The following is an 18,703-nucleotide window of genomic DNA, read 5'->3' as shown; positions in this document are numbered from 1 at the left end:
GAGAGACCGATGACCGACCGCCTGGACCTCGTCGCGCCTGAACTGCGCGCGGCGCTCGAGTTCTTCCCCGAGATCGACTTCAGCGCGGGGATCGAGCCCTATCGCGGCAACATGTTCGGTGCCGAGCGCCCGCCGCTCCCGCCCGAACTGCTCGCAGTCGGCTATGAGGAACGAATGATCCCGGGCCACCCCGGCGATCCCGATGTGCGCATCCTGATCTACACTCCGCCCGGCACCGCGACCGGCCCGCGCCCGGCGGTGCTCGAAATCCACGGCGGCGGCTTCGTCATCGGCAATGCCGATATGGGCGACGCAGGTAACCGCGCGCTCTCGCTTCAACTCGGCTGCGTCGTCGTGTCGGTCGACTACCGACTCGCACCCGAGACCGTGTGGCCCGGCGCGCTGCACGATTGCTATGCAGGCCTGACTTGGCTGCACGACAATGCCAGTACATTGGGCGTCGATCCGGCCCGGATAGCAATTGCCGGCGGCAGCGCGGGCGGCGGCCATGCGGCGGCCTTGGCGATCTACGCGCGCGACCAGAAGGGCCCGCCGATCTGCTTCCAGCTGCTCGACTTCCCCATGCTCGACGACCGCACCTGCAGCGCCGCCGACCCGCACCCCTATTGCGGCGACTTCGGCTGGACGGCGGCGATGAACCACTACGGCTGGCGGGCGCTGCTGGGCACCGAGCCCGGCGGTCCGGACGTGCCCGAAGCGGCGGCTCCGGCGCGAACGCGCGATCTGGCCGGCTTGCCGCCGGCCTACATCATGGTGGGCGCGCTCGATCTCTTCCTTGAGGAGGATCTAGAATATGCCCGCCGCCTGACGCGGGTGGGCGTACCGGTCGAGCTGCATGTCATTCCGGGCGCCTACCACGGTTTCGGCCTCGCGCAGGATGCACCGCAAACGAAGCAGGCGATCCGCTGGCGCGTGGATGCCCTGATCCGGGCGCTGGGAGTGAAGGTGGCCTGACGCAAGAAGGCGCGGCACAATGGCCACCCCTTCCCGTCTTCTCGCCACGCCTGTTACGCCAGCATCTTCACGTCCTTGGCGGTGTCGCCCCAGAGCGGCACCTTGTCGGCCAAGGGCTTTTCGGAGACGATCCACTTCACGATCCGGCGCATCGGCTCGATGCCGTCCTGCGGACCGACGAGACCGGCGCCGTTGAAGCCATAACCGAGCTCGACGAAACGCTGCCCGCCGTGGAGCGCGCCCTTGTGACGCACCACGTCCCAGAGGTTGTCGGGCCATACGCCGACGGTCTGGGTATAGGCGTCGACCACGTCGAGCACTTCGTCGAGCGTATCGACCGGGATGATGTTGATCGTGCGATCGCCCAGGTATTCCCAGAACTCGACGCGGTCCGAGGTGTGCGAGATGAGGATCGCGCCCTCGCCATCCTTTCCGCCGATCACCGTGTAGAAATCGTCGGTCAGGCGCAGCGTGTCGACCTGGCGCTTGAGGTCGGGATCGTAGCGCTTGGGCTTGGTCGAGATCACCTCGGGCAGATCGATCATCGCGTCGTAGGTCGCCTGGCCGAGCTGCTTGAGCTTCTCGATGTCCTCGTCCTCGGTGCCGCACATGACATAGACGAGGCGGCTCGACGAGCAGGCGACCTGGTTGCCGGGCGCGAAGTCGGCGGCGATGCGGCTGCCGACTTCCGTCATCGTCTCGGGGCTTTCCAACGCTTCCTTGCCGATGATCGAGGCCGAGCGCTTCGGATCGAGGCTGATCAGCTCGATGCCCGGCTGGATGTACTTGGTGACGTGCTTGACCGAGGCGAAGCCGCCCCAGGCGCATATCTTCTCGATGTTGTGCGGCTGGTAGATCTTGGATTCCAGCGCCTCGTCACCGCCGCGCCAGTAAGCGACCGCGAGGTGCTTGGTGATCGGGTGATCGGGCGCCATGTCGACCATGGTGCGGGCGATCGCGCCGGTGGTGAAGGGATCGTTCGAGGGCACCTTGATGATCATGTCGCCGCGCGTCACCGCGCCGCGGATGATCGTCAGGGCGCCGAGCACCGGGCCGTTGCCCGCGACGATGTGGAGCTGGCGCGAGCCATAGGCGCGGATGCCGACAGTGCAGCCGTTGAGCTGCTGCTCGACCCAGCCCTCCAGATGATCGATGCCGATATTGAAATCGACCATCTTCCGGATCCGCTCCTTGTCGAACATGAACGGCAGGTCGTGGTAGAAGGCATCGACGATCGGCTTGGTCGAAGGCGCGGTGTCGTAGGAATATTCGAGCGCCTCCTGCATGTAGGGGTTCTTGCTCAGCTCGAGCCGCGGGCCGAGTTCGGCCAGGTAATCGAGGATGCCCTCGAACGGCACCGAATACATGTCCTCCATCAGCCGCGGGCTGGCCAGCGGGATGCGGTCGGCGATCTTGTGCGGATCGGGCGCGAGGAAGGTGATGTCGCCGCCGCGGCCGCCGAATTCGATCAGATCGGTCTCGACGACCTCGCCGCGCAGCACGGCATAGGAAATGGGTCGCTTGGCCATCATGTCACTTAACCTCCAAAACCGGTGAGGAATTCCATCGCCTCGGCCTGGGCCCCCGGCGTGGCGGCGCAGGAGATCTTGTCGTCTCCGCCCGAAATTTCGCTGACGCGGTTGATCTTCTTGTCCATCGCCAGCGAGGTGCGGCCGCATTCGCACTGGTGATCGAAATCGATCGACACGACGTCGCCGGTGACGAGGCCGCCCCAGCAGGAGTCCGCGGTCATGTCGAAGAAGGCAGCGCGGCCGGTCTGCGTGCCCTTGCGCGGCAGCGGCTGGCCGCTGTCGAGGTCGAGTATGTAGGGCGTGACCCAGGGCAGCACGTGATAGCGGTCATGCTCGCAGAGCACCGAGAAGGAGTTCATCTCGGTCATGCCGTAGGACGAGATCATCCGCTTGGTGTTGAAGAACTTCTCGATCACCTCTTCGAGATCGTCGGGAAGCGGCACGCCCTTGGCGCCGCCGCCGCCCATGAACACCGAATTCGGCGCGAAGACGCCCGATAGCCCTTCGTCGAGCCCGCGCTTCGCCGCGGCATAGAGCAGGTTCGACGTGCTCATGACGAAGACGCGCTGGCCCTGCAGCTTGTCGATCATCTCGTTGACGAAAGCGAGCTGCTGGTCGGGCATGGCCTTCTGCGCGGCTTCCCATTCGGCCCGGCGCGCGAGCAGCGAAGGCGGCACGTCGACCTTGCTGACGTCGCCCTTGGCGGCGGCGGCGCGCAGCCGCGCGGCGAGCCACATCAGGTCCGAGCTCAGCTTGAAGTCGAAGCAATAGTGCCAGTAGTCGGGGTCGCCCTTGCAGAAGACCTCGCACGAGTACTTGCCGAAGGCGCCCATCGAAGCGTGGCCGTCCTTGTAGAGCGGAATGATCGCGTGGATCTTGTCCTCGATATCGCCGGGCTTGGGCTCCTCGCCGAACTTCTGCGCAAGCTGCACGCGCATACCCATCATCGACAGGTAATAGTCGCGCTTCGACTTGGGATAGAACGAGCAGGTGCCCGAGCTACCCGACGAGGCGCCGACGTCGAGCGGGGTATCGTCGCGCAGCTTGGTCAGCCAGGAATCGATCGAATCGCACTGCGACACGTCGACCTCTTCGGGGTTGTAGCGCGTCAGCTTGTTCAGCCAGGTGTTGAGCTTGCCATACTGCTGCTTGGCCAGCAGCGACTGCGGATAGGACTTGTAGATGTCGTGCGGCATCAGCAGCGGCGCCAGCTCTTCCAGAGTGCCCACCTGCTGAATGTCCTGCGCGTCGGCCAGCTTGGCCAGCATCTGCACCTGCCCGCGCCGCTCCTGCAGCCGCAGGTTCATCGCGGCGAGCTGGACAGCTTCCACTTCCTCGCGCGGCAACGAATGGATGCGCGTGTTGTGATAGCCGAAGTGTTCGTAGGGATCGTTCATCCAGCGCTCTGCTTCGCGCTCGATCGCGGTATCCTTCGGCGGTGCGGTAGTTGCCATGCTCTTCTCCCGTGCCTTTGCGCCCGTGCCTCTGCGGAGGCTTCTCCAACCGGCTCGATTCGTACCATGCGACGGAGCCGTCACGAAATCAACCAAATGGTTGGTTGTATCTGCCGGCGCAGCTTGCTAGCAATCTTTCGACACGGCACAGGCGCGGTGCGACGAGTAGGATATTCGGTGGATCCAGCGAAGAAAAACCAGTCCAGTGCCGACAAAGCCGCCCGCCCCCGCCGCGCCTATCTGCCCGCGGCCGAGCGCCGCAAGTCGATCATCGCCGCCGCGCAGGAGGTTTTCGCCCGGTCGAACCTCAAGGGCGCGCGCACCCGTGACATTGCGGCTGCCGCCTCGGTCAACCAGGCGACGATCTTCGAGCATTTCGAATCGAAGGAAGCCCTGTTCCAGGAAGCCGTGGTCCAGCCGCTGATCGACGCCATGCGCGGCATGCAGGCGCGGCGCGAGACTTACGAGGCGGCGACTACGCCCGACGAACTCGCCGGCATGGCCCTGGGTTCGGCGACGCGGCACATCGAGGACATGGTCCAGATCTTCCCGCTGTTCACCGCCGCGCTGTTCAGCGACCCGGACCTTGGCCGCGAGCTTTATCGCGAACACCTCGCGCCGATCATCCACCGGCGCGGCGAAATCCTCGACGGCCTGACCCGTGACGGGCTCGATCTCGACTTCGTCGGCCTGGCCATCTTCGGCATGACCTTCGCCATCGCGATGGACCGGCACTTCGGCGAGCACGCCAAGGATGAGGATGGGCAGGCCGACTTGTCCGAGGTGGCAAGGCAGTTCACCCGCCTGTCGACAGGCGGCTTCGCCAAGGACAGAGGTGGCGACAGAGCACACGACAAGACACAAGACTCGGGAGAGTAAGAATGGCTTTGCAACTCGACGACTATCGCCTGCTCGGCCGCTCAGGGCTGCGCGTATCGCCCCTCGCGCTTGGCACGATGACCTTCCGCGTCGGCGGCGGCTCCTGGGGCAGTAGCGACGAAGAAGCCAAGACGATGGTCGACACGTTCACCGACCGCGGCGGCAACTTCATCGACACGGCCGACTTCTACGGCGCGCACGGCGGTTCGGAAACGCTGCTGGGTGAGCTGGTCAAGGATCGCCGCCACCGCATGGTGATCTCGACCAAGTATTCGCTGACCACCGAGCCGGGCAATCCCAACGCCAGCGGCAACCACCGCAAGAACATGGTCCGCTCGGTCGAGGACAGCCTCAAGCGCATGCAGACCGACTACATCGACCTGCTCTATCTCCACATGTGGGACTTCCGCACCCCGGTCGACGAAGTGCTGCGCTCGTTCGATGACCTCGTCCGCTCGGGCAAGGTGCTCTATATCGGCCTTTCGGACACGCCCGCCTGGCAGGCGAGCCGCATGCAGGCCATTGCCGAGCTGCGCGGCTGGAGCCAGTTCTGCGCGCTGCAGATCCAGTACAGCCTGGTCGAGCGCACGGTCGAGCGCGAGATGATCCCGATGGGCCTGGAGATGGGCATGGGCGTCTCGCCCTGGGCACCTCTCGGCCAGGGCATGCTCACCGGCAAGTATACGCGGGCAGACCTCGTTCCCGGCGACATGAACGACATCTCCTCGCGCAAGGCGATCAACGCGGTGACCGGCAAGCTGACCGAGAAGAACCTCGACATCGCCGACGTGGTGGTCGAAGTCGCCAGGGAGATCGGCTGCACGCCCGCACAGCTCGCCGTCGCCTGGACGCTGGCCAATCCCGCGGTCTGCTCGCCGGTGATCGGCGTGCGCACCCCGGCGCAGCTCGAAGACAACCTCGGCGCGCTGGCAGTCGACATCTCGGCCGATCAGCTCGCGCGGCTGAACGCGGTCAGCGCGGTCGAGCCGGTGTTCCCGATGGACGTGCTCAAGGGTCCGGCCGAAAGCATGATGTTCGGCGGCGTGCGCGTTCAGGAACGGTAAGAAAGCTTCCCTTCTCCCGCTCCTAGGCGGGAGAAGGGTCTAGCGATTACACGCCCGACGAGGCTCTCGCGTAGATCGTGAAGATCCGCGACTTGAAGTACCAACGCCCATCGACCCGCTGGCAATGGTCGCGATACTCGCCCTGGATCGCGTGGCTGGTGCCGTAGATTGTCGCGTTCATCACCGAATTGGCCGTGGCGGTGTCGCCGTCGACCTCGACGATGAGGTTGCGGATCAGCGGCACCGGGTGCGGCTTGCCCTTGTTTGGCGCGAGGTGGTCGTGCACCTCCTGCGCATTGGCGTTGAAGCTGCGCACCGAATATTCCGGGTTGTCGGGATGACCGTCGCGCACCTCGAAAGTTCCATTCGGCAGGAACAGTTGCGCCACATTCTCGGGCTCGTCGCGGCGGATGTATCGCGCATAGCTGTAGATCAGATCGGCGATCTCGAGCCGCGATTCCACGTGGTCGATCCGCTCGGCAAGATCGCTCATGCTGCCTCTCCCACTGCATCGGCGGGCGAGCGGGTGATGCGCATGTATCGGCGCAGCTCGGCATGGCGCTCTTCATCGGGGCCCTGGATCTCCACCGCCAGCGCGACGTGCGAAAAGCTGAGCGTGAGGTTCAGCAGCCGCTGCTCGCTTTCGTCAAGCCGATCCAGCGGCTTGCGGTCGAGCAGGTCCAGCGCCGGCGCGATCAGGTTTACCGCCGCCGCGTGGAACGCCTCGCGCTCCTCGGGCGAAGTATCGCTGCGCAGCTGGGCGCGATTGGCCGTACCGGCCACGGCGAAACGGTCGACGAAAGGCTCTAGCGCTTCGAAGCCTTTGGGCAGCGTGGTGGCCATGGCGTATCCTCTCTCCTGTTATTCGTTGCGATCCAGCCCGTCGCGGGCCAGCACGCGCTGATGCTCGCGCACGAACCGGGCGACGATCTCCTCGGTGCTCGCGGCCGGATTCACGCTGTTGCGATAGACGCGCGGGCCAATGATCGAGGCGGCGAGCAGCATCACGCAGTAGATCTCGGCGTCGATCTCCTCGCCCGGGTTCGCCTCGGCCAGCGTGCCGCGCGTGGGTTCGACCAGCGCATCCCAGCATGAATAGGAATCGCGGATGTCGGAACCGGAGACGAAATCGTCGATCCACAGCTTGATCAGCTCGGGATTCTCCAGCGAGAAGCGGCTGATCAGGCCGATGCGCTCGGGCCGGCTCAGGTTCAGGTCCATACCCTTGGCGAGCTGCGCCGTCGCCCAGCTCGATACGGCGTGCAGCAAGGCCTCCCGACTGTCGAAGTGGTAATAGACCGTGGTGCGGTTGATCCCCATCGCCTTGGCCAGCGCGGTGATCGACAGTGCATCGGTGCCGCTTTCGGAGATCAGACGCACAGCCGTCTCTATCAATTCCTGGTGGGTTTCCTCGAAACCCTTGTTCCGGCGAGGCACTTGGCGGGGAGCGTCCATGGCAGATTGTCTAGCGGCTCAACGCGCCAGCCGATAGTCGCAAGCGTCCTTGATCGCCTGCATGCGCTTCTCGACCCCCGGCCAGACTTGCTTGTGCGTGACCACATAGGCCGCGTCCTGCTCGATTCCGTCGGCCACCATCTCGCCGACATCGGCGGGGGTGACATCGGAAGTCATCACGACATCGCTGTACTTGCGGATATCGCCGCCCACGCGCTGGGTGTTCGCCGCGAGGTTGGTCTGGACATAGCCGGGGAACAGCACAGTCACACCGACGCCTTGCGGCGCAAGCTCGGTCCGCAGCCCCTCGCCGAGCGCCGTCACGCCGAATTTCGCCACCGAATAGGCGCCGACACCGGGCACCGTGGTCACAAGCCCGGCTTGCGAAGAGGTTAGGACGATATGCCCCCTGCCCCGCGCGGCCATATCGGCGGCGAAAGCCGCAACGCCGTTGTAGATGCCGGTCAGGTTGATCGCGACGATGCGATCGAAGCTCTCGGGGTCCATCTCGGTGAAAGGCTTGCCGTTGGGCGCGATGCCGGCGTTGCTGATGAGCACGTCGACCGGACCGAACGCGGCTTCCGCTTCTGCCTTGGCGCGCTGCCAGCCCTCGCGGTCGCGCGTGTCGAGCACGACGCCGCGGAAGCTGTTGCCGCGCGTCGTCAGGACTGCGGCGAGCGCCTCGTCGTTGATGTCGGCGATGGTCACGCGCACGCCGCGGCTGGCCAAGGCATCGGCGATCCCGAGGCCGAGGCCGCTCGCACCGCCGGTGACGAAGGCGTGGCGGGCTTCAGACAGTTGCACCGGCTTGCTCCTTGTCAGCCGCCGCAAAGTCCGCTGCGATGGCATTGTGACGACCTTCGATCATCGGCCACATCTCCGGGTGCGTGAGAATATAGAGCCGGTCGGCCCCAATCCCGCGCGCGACGATCTCGCCGGCCTCGGCAGGGCTCATGCCGCTGCCCGGAGCCACACCGCCGTCGTAGTCGGTTTCCTCACCGCTGAGCCTGGCGGTATTGGCGATGATGTTGGTGGCGACGAAGCCCGGGCAGAGCACCGATGCGCCAACCCCATGCGGGGCCAGTTCGCCGCGCATCGTCTCGGTCATCGCGACGACGCCGAACTTGGCCAGGCCGTAGGCGCTGACGCCCGGCGCACTGGCGAAGAGGCCGGCGATCGAGGCGGTATTGACGATGTGCCCCCGGCCGCGCCCACGCATGTCGGAGGCAAAGGTGGCGACGCCGTTGAACACGCCGACGAGGTTGATCCCGACGATCCGGTCGAAGCTTTCGTAGGTCAGATCGGCGATCTGCGCGCCGTCGGGGCCGATCCCGGCGTTGTTCACCAGCACGTCGACGGGTCCGAAAGCAGCCTCAGCCTCGGCCTTTGCGCGCGCCCAGCCTCCGCGGTCGCGGACGTCGAGCACGACACCGCGGAAATTCGCGCGCCCGGCGAGGGCACGCTCGACAGCATCCGCGTCGATGTCAGCTATCGTCACCGCGAGCCCTCTGGCGACAAGCGCATCGGCCACGCCCAAGCCGATACCGCTGGCGCCCCCTGTCACGAAAGCGTGCCTAGCCTGGCTCAGATCCATCGCATCGTCTCCTTCAGGCCAGCGCTTCGACGCCGCCGTTGCCCTTGATCGTCTCGGCCGCGCGCAAACCCGACCAGATGCAGTCGCCCAGCGACAGGCCGCTGACATAGTAGTGCGAGCAGATGCCCACGGCGTTGCGACCGGCCGCGTAAAGGCCCGGCACCTTGCCGCCATCGCTCGACAGCACTTCTCCGGTATCCTCGTCGACGACAAGCCCGCCAACCGTGATCGCCGAAGTCGGCGAGAACCTGGCGCCGAGGCCGATGTCGTTCGCGTAGAACGGCGCCTCGACGATCTTGCGCCGCAGCTTGTCTGACTTGACCAACGCATCGGGCGTGCCGGCATCGATCGAGGCGTTGTAGTCGGCGATCGTCTTCGCGAGCCGTTCAGGCGGCACGCCGATCTTGACCGCCAGTTCCTCCAGCGTATCGGCGCTGACCGTGTAGTCGTTCTCGATTGCGCGGTATTGCACCTTCTGGAAGAACATCTTCTTCGCCGTGTGCATCTCGTGGACCGTGTCCTTCCACAAGGGCGCGTCGAGGATCAGCCAGCCCTTGCCGCCAGCGCGGCCGAACAGCGCTTCGCCGGTCCGCGCGCCGTAGAACTCCTCGTTGACCAGCCGGTCGGCGTTACCGTCGATCGAGACGCTCTTGGTGAAGCTTGCCGGTGGGTAGAGGAACTTCCAGGCCGAGATCCGCTCGAGCATGTCGGTTCGTGCGCCGACGGTCATGCCGAGCTTGATGCCCGAGCCGTCGTCCGCAATCGTGCCCAACGGCGCGACGCCGAGATAGTCAGGCGCAAGCTTCTCGAGCATCGTCCGGTTGAAGATGAAACCGCCGGCCGACAGCACCACACCCTTGCGCGCTCGAATGCGCATCGGCCTGGCCTTGCTTTGCTCGATCCCAACGATCCGCGCCTTGAGCTTGTCGACCCAGCCGAGCACGCCCATCGCGAGGTTGTTGACGAGGTCCATGTACTTGGCATGGCGCCAGGCGGCGAAGCCCGGGGGCACCCGCAGCACCTCGATCCCGACGACGGCGCCTGTCTGGTCCACGACCATCCGCGTCGCGCGGGTCTGACGGAAAAGGCGCGCGTTCGGCTGACGCTCCAGCGATGCGATCAGCGGCGGCAGCAGGTACTGGCCGGAAAGCTTGGTCGGTTCGCCCCCTTTGGGCGGCTTGGCTCGGTGGCCGCGCTGGACTGCCGTGGCACGCTCGCGCCCGGGAACGGTCACCTCGTTGCCCGAGAAATAGATCGTGCCCTCATTGGGGTACGAGGTCTTCTCCACCGTCGCCGGGCCGCCGAAGCGCGCGCCGTACTTCTCCAGCCAGTCCTGGAAGCTGCCGCTGGCCTTGGCGAAGCGACGGACCGTGTCACCGCGGACGATGTTGCCCGTCTCGAAGGTCAGATAGTTCGCCATGTTCTCGGGGCTGTCCTCGAGCCCCGCCTCGCGCTGGGCCTTGGTTCCCCCACCCATGTAGACGACGCCACCCGAGAGCTTCGACGCGCCGCCGCCGGCACCGCGGTCGATGGCGATGACGTCGAGGCTGCGGTCCTCGGCGGTGCGCAGCGCGGCGCAGACCCCCGCCATGCCGAGCCCGACGACGAGGACGTCGCAGACCGCATCCCAGTTTTCGGCTTCTGCATCGTCGATCACTCGCGCCGGCTCGACCCGGTTAGCGGTGGGGACGAGGTCATCGAGAAAGCGGTGATCGGGCCGCATCACTCGCCTTCCGCCAGTCCGAGGCGTTCTGCGTAGATCCGGTGGAAGTTGCGGATGACCGATTCCTGATAGCCGGACAGCCAGATCGACGGCGGCTGCTTGGTCTTCATGCCGCGATAGACCTGCGGCACGTTGCCGGTGTCCTGTTCGAAGATCTTGGCGAGCGAGCCCAGTTCGGGCGCCTGCGTCCAGTGATCGTCCGCGCCGAGGAAGCGCGGCGGAAACGGAGCCGGCTTGGGTTTGCCCTCGGGCCAGGGCGCCAGCATCATCACATGCATCTGACATTCCTCGTGGTTGTCGCCGTTCGGGCGAAACCGATAGACGATGCGCGCCCAGCCGCCCCAAGGGCTGAAGTTGGGGAACAGGTTGCTGAAGGTCTGCTCGGCCAGTTCCATGTCGGCGTAGAGATCGGCCTCATCACCGATCAGCCCGCGCAGGTATTCGCGGTTGAAGTCGGCCGACTGGCGATAACCTTCGAGCGCCGCTTCGGGCGACTGGATGATGCCACGGTGCGGGCTCGATCCGCCCGCGCCGGCGTGGCCCATGCGCGCCCAGTTGCCGAACAGGTCGAAGCGAACATCGGCAACATCGCCGCCCGACAGCAGCAGCTGCGGGTGCGTCGCCAGGCTGTGCCAGCCTTCGAGGAAGGCCTCCTGCACGGTCTTCCAGTTGGCGCGGATCACCTTGGTGACATCGGCCTGCTTGTAGCGGTTCTGCAGCTTGGTCTTGGCGTAGTGCGCCAGCATCTCGGGACCGGTGTAGTCCTCGAAGGGACCCGCGTCTGGATCGGGATTGACGAAGACGAAGCCGGCCCAGGTCGCTACTTTTGCGCCGGGCAGTTGCGAGACCTTGGCGCGCACGCCCGGGAAGTCCCACTCGCTCGTCAGGATCTTGAGCGAGCCATCGATGTTCCAGGTCCAGCCGTGGAACGGGCAACGAAACTCGTGCGCCTGCCGGCCATGGCATTCACGCAGCTGGCGGCCGCGGTGCAGGCAGGCGTTGACGTGGGCCTTGATCTCTCCGGGCGCGGTGCGGACGATCAGGTACTGCAGGCTAGCCACCTGATAGAGGTAGTAGTCGCCTACCTCCGGGATATCGTCCTCGCGGCAGGCCATCTGCCAGGTCTTCTTCCACAGGTGCTCGACTTCGAGCTCGTGATACCTGCGGTCGATATAGCGGCCGACCGGGATCTCGACCGGGCCGCCGACTGGCGGCGACACTGTGCGGTAGACCTCGGGCAGCAGATCGGGGCGACGCTCGTTCTGCACGAAGAAATCGAGCGGCAGGTACGATGCCGATCGCGTGCCTTCGGGAGTTTCCTTGCCGGGATCGCCGACATAGGGCGCGATGATGCGCGACTCCTGCGGCGCCTGACGCGTCACCATCGCGCCGATCGGCGATTGGAGGAATTCGGGTATGTCCCGCTCGAGCGGCGGCATCAGCGGATAGGGAATGTCGCGCCCCTCGGGCAGGTCCGGCCCGCCGATGTAGATCAGCATGTGCGGATCGGCATAGGTCACATCGCCCTGAATCCAGGTGCCGTCCCAGCGGAACACGCCCGACTTGCCCTTGGCCTTGTCCTCGACCCGGACCAGGCCGTCGCCGATAGCCTCATAGACTGCGCCGCTGATAGGATGGGGTTCGACCCGCATGATGCCTCTCCGCTCCACACTCGATTCGTTTTGCGGCAGCATGTCCCGAAGGAATGCGGCCTTGCAATCAGAGTCACTTTGAGAGCATGGGCGGCCGCGCCGCAACTGGAAAATACAACATGACTGTCGAAAAAATCATCGCCGCCGCCTCAGCCCAGACCGGTTTGACCGATATCGGCGATCCGTCGTGCCTCGACGGGCTGCAGCGCCTGCTCGATGCTTATGCCGGCGAAGCCCGCTTCACCGAGCGGGGCTCGGCGATGGCCCACGCCGATCTCGTCACCTACATGGCGATCCGCATGAAAGTGGAAGGCTGGCTCAAGGACCATCCCGAACTGCTCGACGCGCCGATCGAAAAGCCGCTGTTCGTCTTCGGCCTGCCGCGCACGGGGACGACCTTGGCGATCAACCTGCTCAATGCCGATCCGGCGCGCCGTTCGTTCCTGCGCTGGGAAGCCTATGATCCAACCCCGCCCGCCCAGCGGCACGAACTCAGTGCGGGCCCACGCTATCAGGCGATGCAGGACAAGACGCAGATGGCGCTCAAGTTCATGCCAGAGATCGCCGCGATCCACTACGAGGACGCCGACAGCCCGACCGAGTGCCAGTTCCTGATGACGCCGAGCTTCTGCTCGCAGGTCTACGAATCGCAGGCCGACATCCCAAGCTATCGCCAGTGGTTCCTGCATGAGGCGGACTACCGCCCCGCCTTCCGCCAGCACAAGCGCACGCTGCAGGTGCTCCAGCAGCACACCAAGGGCCGCTGGACGCTCAAGAACCCCTGGCACCCGCTCTATCTCGACGCACTGACCGAGACCTATCCCGACGCCCAGCTTGTCATGACGCACCGCGACCCGGCCGAAGTGGTCGGATCGATCTGCAGCCTGATCAAATACGTGCGCGGGGTTTACAGCGACGACGTCGATCTCAAGGGCATCGGCGAGAGCTTCATGGACACGTTCCAGGTGATGATCGACCGCGCCGACGCGTTCAAGGCGAAGCACGGGGCCGACGCTATCCACGACGTCCAGTATGCCGACATCGTGCGCGACGCGATCGGCACGGTGCGCGGCATCTATGCGCGCTTCGACGAAGAGTTCACACCCGAAGCCGAAGCGGCGATGCAGGCCTACATGGCCGACAACCAGAAGGGCAAGCACGGCAAGCACAGCTACGACCTGGCCGAATACGGCCTCACCAAGGAAGCCGTGCGCGAGCGGTTCAAGAGCTATATCGAGCGCTATGACATACCCGTGAAGGCCTAGCTTTGGCCCGTGCAGGGTTGACGCCGTGACCTAGATAGCGCGTACTGCATAGGCATGAGGGAGAGGGATGTCATGACCATTGCCGCGCGCTACGGCGAGCTGTTCCAGATGAGCTACATCACGCGCGATCTCGATGCGGCGATGGCCCATTGCCGCGAAGAACTGGGCATCACCGAATTCAGCACGACCGAGGCCGACATCGAGGTCCAGTCCTTCGGCAAGATGCGTCCGCTGAAGATCCGCGCGGCGATGGCCAACATCGGCCGCAACCAGTTCGAGCTGATCCAGCCGATCTCGGGCGCGATCGAGGTCTATACCGACGAAGTCGATCTCGATGCGCACATCATCAACTACCACCACATCGCCATAGCGGTGCGCGGGCCGTTCGAGAATTGGCTTAAACTGCTCGCCGAAGTGCGCGAGAGCGGCGACGATTTCGCCTTCCTCATGCCGCCCGAACCGACGCCGGACGACAAAGTCTGCTTCTGTTACGTCGATACCCGCAAGCGGCTTGGCCACTACACCGAGTTCCTCTGGATCGACGAAGCGATCAAGCCGATCGCCGCCATGCCCGACCTGGACGCCTGAGCCATGGCGCGGCTGGTTGTTCAGAACGCCAGCCTGCTCGACGGCGACACGGCGGCGCGGCGGGCGACGATCGTTGTCGAAGGCGAGCGCATTACCGCGGTGACCGCCGGGCCGATCGATGCCCACCCCGATGACCGGCTGATCGAGCTTGCCGGCAAGACGATCATGCCAGGGATGATCCTGGGCCACTACCACGCCGGCTACTGGCGGACGGGCAGCACCGGCAAGCCGATCGGCTTCGAGGCGAGCCCCGCGCTCCAGGCCATCCGCGCCGCGCACAACCTCAAGACCGCGCTCGACTGCGGCTTCACCGGCGTGATCAGCGCAGGCACGCCGCACGGTATCGATCCGGCGCTGAAGGTCGCCATCGCCGAAGGCACGATCCAGGGCCCGCGCATGATCGCCGGCAGCCGCGACGTCGGCTCGACCGGATTCAGCGCCGACCTGTCCTTCCCGGCCTGGTGGCAGCTCGGCGCGCGTGGCGGGGTCAACACCGCCAACGGCGCCGACGATTTCCGCCGCGCGGTACGCGAGGAGATCAAGGACGGCGCCGAGATCGTAAAGCTGTTCGCCACAGGCGGCCACGCCACCGGCGGCACCGGCGCGATCCGCGAGATCACCGATGCCGAATTCGCCGCTGCAGTCGAAGTCGCGCGCGACCGCGGCTGCAAGGTCCGTGCCCATATCGCCAGCGCCGAGGCGACGCTGCTGGCCGTGAAGCTCGGCGTCCACATCGTCGACCACGGCGACGGTCTGAATGACCTCTGCCTCGAAAAGCTGGTGGAAAGCGGCACCTTCCTGACGCCCAGCCTGCTGTTCCCCAAGGAGGTCATGAAGATCATGGCCGGCCAGCCTTTCGCCGAGGCGATGCGTGCCGACTGGGACGCGATGGCTGCGATCCTGCCCAAGGCCAATGCCGCCGGAGTCAAGCTGCTGATTGGCGACGACTATGGCGCCTTCAGCCTGACTCACGGCCGCTATGCCGAGGAACTGGCGCTCTATGTCAACGAGATCGGCATTCCTGCGCTCGACGTGATCCGCTGGGCGACCAAACATGGCGCCGAGGCGATGGGGACCGAAGCCGGCGTGATTGCACCGGGCAAGCTCGCCGACCTCGTCGTGGTCGATGGCGATCCGGCGGCCGACATCACCGTTTTGCAAGACCCCGCGAAAATTCTAGCGGTGTTCAAGGGCGGCGATGCAGTGAAAGACAATCTGGGCTGAGAGGACGACCGCCGATGTACAAGGTGCTGCATTTCATCAAGCGCAAGCCGCACATGACGCACGAAGAGTTCAAGGCCCACTTCGAGCGCTCGCACGCGGCCATGGCACTGAAGTTCTGCGGCCATCTGTTCACCGAATACCGGCGCAACTACATCGAGGAGGCCTGGTTCGGCGGCGATTCCAGGCAAGAGGGCAGCGGCTATCGCCAGCAGGACGCCAACTGGGACCTGATCTCCGAATGGATCCTGCCCAACGAGGCGGCGCTGCACGAAATCTACCGGATCATGCAGGAGCCCGACAAGGACCACCTGTTCCGCGAGGACGAGGACCGCTTCATCGACCGCACGGCGACGATGACGATCGCCTGCGAGGTCAAGGACATCGGCACCACGTTCAAGCCCGAAGGCACCGTCTTCGACACGCCCGACGGCAAGCCGCGTTGGGACTAGCCCGCCGGCCGCGGCGGGCGACTGGCTCCGAAGCCTTCGTCCAGAAGCTCGATGAGCTGGCCATCGGGATCGCGGATCATCAGGGCGACGCCGAGGTCGCTTTCCTCGATCACCGTGCCGCCCCGTTCCACCGCCTTGCGCGCGGTCTCGCGAATATCGGCAACTGAGATCGACAGGTGCGTCAGCCCCGGCTCGTTCATTGTGCGCGGACGGTAAGGCACCTGCGCGCCCGGAGCGGCATAGTGCATCAGTTCCAGCACAAAGCCGTCGAGCGTCAGGTAATAGGCGGTGACGCCCAACGGCGGCGGCAGCGTGCAGAGCCGGGCGACGCCGGCATCGTCCGGGCTGACCTGGCACCAATACCGGAAGCCCAGCACTTCCTGATAGAAACGCATCGACCGTTCGGGATCGGACACGACCTGCCCGGTATGATTGTAGACCGCCATCGCCGCTCTCCTCACCGCGATCATCGGGATGAGGCGAAGGACGGTCAAATCCTTTGCGCGCCACCGCCGAGTCCGCCACTCTTGCGCCAACGGCAAGGGAGAGAGACGATGGACACGGCCGATCCGAACCAGGCGATGGTGCTCGACTTCCGCAACGACCCCGGCTTCGACGCGACGGCCGAGGCCAACCGAGCCCTGCTCGTCGGCGCGCTCGAACAGATCGAGGCCGGCAATTTCGACGCCTTCTGGGACATCTACGATCCCGAGGTAACCTTCTACGAAGCCTCGTGCCTGCCCTACGGCGGCGAGCACCGCGGACTCGAAGCGACCAGGCAAGCCTATGCCCAGCTCTCGGCCACTTTCTCCGAGATGAAGGCGGTGATGGAAGCCGTGCTCGCCTCGCGCGATCTCTGCGTGCTCTACCAGACGATCACCTTCCGCACGGCCGAAGCCGGGATCCGGGCCAGCTTCCCGGTCTGCGAGGTCTTCCGCTTCCGCGCCGGCAAGGTCATCGAATGGCGCGCCTGCTATTTCGACGCCTGCCTGATGGCCAAGGCGATCGACGGCACCGCGTGAATCCGCCGCGATGAGTCCTTTGGGCATCGAATGCCTGAGCACGTTCGGGCTGCATCCGGTCGAGCTGATCCGGCTGACCGGCGAACTCGGCTGCAGCCATGTCACGCTGAACCTCGGCCGCCCAGCCAACCGGTTGTCGATCTACCCGGACCTGTCGTTCCGCGACGATCCGGCGCTCCAGCGCGAAATGAAAGCGGCGCTCGCGGACAGCGGCGTCACGCTCGGCCTGGTCGAGGGCTTCGCGATCCTGCCCGATACCAGCGTCGAAGACTTCGAACGCGATCTCGACACGGTGGCCAGACTGGGAGCCCGGGCGATCTGCACGGTCAGCATGGACCGCGACGTGGCTCGCACCCATGCCGAATTCGCCCGACTGACCGAACTTGCGGCCGAATGCGGCCTCGTTACTACCACCGAGCTCGGCGCCGGCGGATTGCGCCGGCTCGACAAGGCCTTGCCCGCGCTCGCCGCCGTGGCGCACCCCTCGTTCAAGCTGCTTATCGATACGATGCACTTCTTCCGCTTCGGCGGGACGGTGGCCGACTTCGCCGCGCTCGATCCGGCGGTGATCGGCCATATCCAGCTCAACGACGTACCCATGCCTGCCATAATCGACGACTACATGCAGGAAGCGCTCTACGAACGCCGCGCGCCGGGCGACGGTGACCTGCCGCTGGCCGATTTCCTGCGGCATGTGCCACTGGGCGTGGTAGTCGGCCTCGAAGTGCCGATCCGCTCGGAAGCCGATGCCGGGATCGGCCCCAAAGAAAGGCTCAGCCGCTGCGTCGCGCAGGCGCAGGCGCTGATGCAGGGAGAATGACGATGCTGACGATCCACCACTTGCGCAATTCGGTGTCCGACCGCGTGATCTGGCTCTGCGAGGAACTGGGGGTGCCCTACGAACTCAAGAGCTACGACCGCGAGCCGTCCATGGCCGCCCCGCCCGAATACAAGGCGCTCACCGCTTTCGGCACCGCCCCGGTCATCCAGGAGCGCGGCCTCACGCTCGGCGAGTCGGGCGCCATCGTCGAATATATCTGCCGCAAGCACGGCGGCGGCCGGCTGATCCTCGGCCCCGACCAGGCGAACTTCGCCGACTATCTGTTCTGGTTCCACTTCGCCAACGGCTCGATGGTCCCGGCTTTCATGATCGAACACATCACCAATGCCGCGAACATCCCGGCCGGGCCCAGCCCGACGCGCAGCGAACGCGTGATGACCATGGTCGAGGCGCGGCTCGGCGAGGCGGCCTACTTCGCGGGCGACGAGTTCACCGCCGCCGACGTGATGAACCTGCTGCCCCGCTTTGCCGAGCGGCTGGACCTTTCGGGCCTGCCGAACATCCGCGGCTATCTGGAACGCGTCACCGCGCGCCCGGCCTGGAAGCGGACAGCCGAACTGCGCTGAACGCTATTCCGGCGCCGCCGGATAGCGCTCGAACTGCGCCGCTCCGTGCACCGGCGGCATCCAGCCGATCCGTTCGGCCGTCTGGACCTCGACCTGGATCGGCAGCGCGCCAGGATCCTCGAACGTCGCGCTCTGCACGTCGATCAGCCCGGGGAAGATCGCTTCATTGGTATAGAACAGGCTGGTACCGCAATCGGGGCAGAAGTGCCGGCGGCCCTGCTCGGACGAGACATAGGTCTTGGTCTCGCCGGTGATCGTCACCGCCTGCTGCGGGAACAGCGCCCAGGACACCGCCGGCGCACCAGTCGCGCGGCGGCAGTCCGAGCAATGGCACAGCGCGTGATAGATCGGCTCGCCAGAGATGGCGTAGCCGACCGATCCGCAATGACAGCTTCCCTTGGCGTCCATGCCCGTTCTCCC

At 65.5% G+C, this 18,703-nt stretch carries 21 protein-coding genes; 10 read left to right on the top strand and 11 right to left on the bottom strand.

What is annotated here, in order from left to right; all coding sequences use genetic code 11:
• The first annotated feature begins 9 nt into the window (after window positions 1–9).
• Window positions 10–975, top strand: coding sequence for an alpha/beta hydrolase (locus tag KRR38_RS24070; RefSeq protein ID WP_217405990.1), 966 nt, complete (start codon window positions 10–12; stop codon window positions 973–975).
• A 53-nt stretch (window positions 976–1,028) separates the two neighbouring features.
• Here the strand turns inward: KRR38_RS24070 and KRR38_RS24065 are convergent, their stop codons facing one another.
• Window positions 1,029–2,507: an acyl-CoA reductase gene (locus tag KRR38_RS24065; protein ID WP_217405989.1), complete on the bottom strand. Its 1,479-nt coding sequence runs from the start codon at window positions 2,505–2,507 to the stop codon at window positions 1,029–1,031.
• A gap of 5 nt (window positions 2,508–2,512) precedes the next feature.
• On the bottom strand, window positions 2,513–3,961 hold the full coding sequence (locus tag KRR38_RS24060) for a hypothetical protein (protein ID WP_217405988.1): 1,449 nt from the start codon (window positions 3,959–3,961) through the stop codon (window positions 2,513–2,515).
• 177 nt (window positions 3,962–4,138) lie between these two features.
• On the opposite strand from KRR38_RS24060, the gene KRR38_RS24055 reads away from it, so the two are divergent.
• Window positions 4,139–4,840, top strand: coding sequence for a TetR/AcrR family transcriptional regulator (locus KRR38_RS24055; RefSeq protein WP_217405987.1), 702 nt, complete (start codon window positions 4,139–4,141; stop codon window positions 4,838–4,840).
• A 2-nt stretch (window positions 4,841–4,842) separates the two neighbouring features.
• A complete protein-coding gene (locus KRR38_RS24050; protein ID WP_217405986.1) occupies window positions 4,843–5,904 on the top strand; it encodes an aldo/keto reductase in 1,062 nt (353 codons plus the stop codon).
• A gap of 46 nt (window positions 5,905–5,950) precedes the next feature.
• Here the strand turns inward: KRR38_RS24050 and KRR38_RS24045 are convergent, their stop codons facing one another.
• From KRR38_RS24045 to KRR38_RS24015, 7 genes are read right to left on the bottom strand one after another with little or no spacing between them, the layout of a single operon-like run.
• Window positions 5,951–6,397: a nuclear transport factor 2 family protein gene (locus KRR38_RS24045; RefSeq protein ID WP_217405985.1), complete on the bottom strand. Its 447-nt coding sequence runs from the start codon at window positions 6,395–6,397 to the stop codon at window positions 5,951–5,953.
• Window positions 6,394–6,747: a hypothetical protein gene (locus KRR38_RS24040; protein ID WP_217405984.1), complete on the bottom strand. Its 354-nt coding sequence runs from the start codon at window positions 6,745–6,747 to the stop codon at window positions 6,394–6,396. Before KRR38_RS24040 ends, KRR38_RS24045 begins: the two co-directional genes overlap by 4 nt.
• Window positions 6,748–6,765: 18 nt before the next feature.
• Entirely contained in the window at window positions 6,766–7,359 is a 594-nt protein-coding gene (locus KRR38_RS24035) for a TetR/AcrR family transcriptional regulator (RefSeq protein WP_217405983.1), read from the bottom strand.
• 18 nt (window positions 7,360–7,377) lie between these two features.
• Entirely contained in the window at window positions 7,378–8,163 is a 786-nt protein-coding gene (locus KRR38_RS24030; RefSeq protein WP_309141128.1) for an SDR family oxidoreductase, read from the bottom strand.
• Window positions 8,150–8,953: an SDR family oxidoreductase gene (locus tag KRR38_RS24025; RefSeq protein WP_217405981.1), complete on the bottom strand. Its 804-nt coding sequence runs from the start codon at window positions 8,951–8,953 to the stop codon at window positions 8,150–8,152. The genes KRR38_RS24030 and KRR38_RS24025 overlap by 14 nt, the downstream gene beginning before the upstream one ends.
• Before the next feature lie 13 nt (window positions 8,954–8,966).
• Window positions 8,967–10,676 (bottom strand): FAD-binding protein, encoded by a 1,710-nt coding sequence (locus tag KRR38_RS24020; RefSeq protein ID WP_217405980.1) that lies wholly within the window; start codon window positions 10,674–10,676, stop codon window positions 8,967–8,969.
• Complete coding sequence (locus KRR38_RS24015) at window positions 10,676–12,328, bottom strand: SRPBCC family protein (protein WP_217405979.1); 1,653 nt, start codon at window positions 12,326–12,328, stop codon at window positions 10,676–10,678. The genes KRR38_RS24020 and KRR38_RS24015 overlap by 1 nt, the downstream gene beginning before the upstream one ends.
• Before the next feature lie 119 nt (window positions 12,329–12,447).
• Between KRR38_RS24015 and KRR38_RS24010 the strand changes: the two genes are divergently transcribed.
• From KRR38_RS24010 to KRR38_RS23995, 4 genes are all read left to right on the top strand, one after another.
• Entirely contained in the window at window positions 12,448–13,593 is a 1,146-nt protein-coding gene (locus KRR38_RS24010; protein ID WP_217405978.1) for a sulfotransferase, read from the top strand.
• Between the two features lie 72 nt (window positions 13,594–13,665).
• Window positions 13,666–14,181 (top strand): VOC family protein, encoded by a 516-nt coding sequence (locus KRR38_RS24005; RefSeq protein ID WP_217405977.1) that lies wholly within the window; start codon window positions 13,666–13,668, stop codon window positions 14,179–14,181.
• 3 nt (window positions 14,182–14,184) lie between these two features.
• The gene (locus KRR38_RS24000) at window positions 14,185–15,405 is read left to right on the top strand and encodes an amidohydrolase family protein (RefSeq protein WP_217405976.1); all 1,221 of its coding nucleotides are present in this window, start codon (window positions 14,185–14,187) and stop codon (window positions 15,403–15,405) included.
• A gap of 14 nt (window positions 15,406–15,419) precedes the next feature.
• On the top strand, window positions 15,420–15,854 hold the full coding sequence (locus KRR38_RS23995) for an EthD domain-containing protein (protein ID WP_217405975.1): 435 nt from the start codon (window positions 15,420–15,422) through the stop codon (window positions 15,852–15,854).
• Here KRR38_RS23995 and KRR38_RS23990 read toward each other — a convergent pair.
• Window positions 15,851–16,300: a VOC family protein gene (locus KRR38_RS23990; protein WP_217405974.1), complete on the bottom strand. Its 450-nt coding sequence runs from the start codon at window positions 16,298–16,300 to the stop codon at window positions 15,851–15,853. The two genes, KRR38_RS23995 and KRR38_RS23990, sit on opposite strands and share 4 nt — an antisense overlap.
• Window positions 16,301–16,408: 108 nt before the next feature.
• On the opposite strand from KRR38_RS23990, the gene KRR38_RS23985 reads away from it, so the two are divergent.
• From KRR38_RS23985 to KRR38_RS23975, 3 genes are read left to right on the top strand one after another with little or no spacing between them, the layout of a single operon-like run.
• A complete protein-coding gene (locus KRR38_RS23985) occupies window positions 16,409–16,876 on the top strand; it encodes a nuclear transport factor 2 family protein (RefSeq protein ID WP_217405973.1) in 468 nt (155 codons plus the stop codon).
• 10 nt (window positions 16,877–16,886) lie between these two features.
• Window positions 16,887–17,696, top strand: a complete 810-nt coding sequence (locus KRR38_RS23980; RefSeq protein ID WP_217405972.1) for a sugar phosphate isomerase/epimerase — start codon at window positions 16,887–16,889, stop codon at window positions 17,694–17,696.
• A gap of 2 nt (window positions 17,697–17,698) precedes the next feature.
• A complete protein-coding gene (locus tag KRR38_RS23975; RefSeq protein ID WP_217405971.1) occupies window positions 17,699–18,283 on the top strand; it encodes a glutathione S-transferase family protein in 585 nt (194 codons plus the stop codon).
• 3 nt (window positions 18,284–18,286) lie between these two features.
• Here the strand turns inward: KRR38_RS23975 and KRR38_RS23970 are convergent, their stop codons facing one another.
• Complete coding sequence (locus KRR38_RS23970; protein WP_217405970.1) at window positions 18,287–18,691, bottom strand: GFA family protein; 405 nt, start codon at window positions 18,689–18,691, stop codon at window positions 18,287–18,289.
• Between the last annotated feature and the right edge of the window lie 12 nt (window positions 18,692–18,703).

Source organism: Novosphingobium sp. G106, from assembly GCF_019075875.1.
Lineage (GTDB): Bacteria > Pseudomonadota > Alphaproteobacteria > Sphingomonadales > Sphingomonadaceae > Novosphingobium.
Note: the sequence above shows the minus strand (reverse complement) of the source record. Positions and strands in the feature narration are given on the sequence as shown.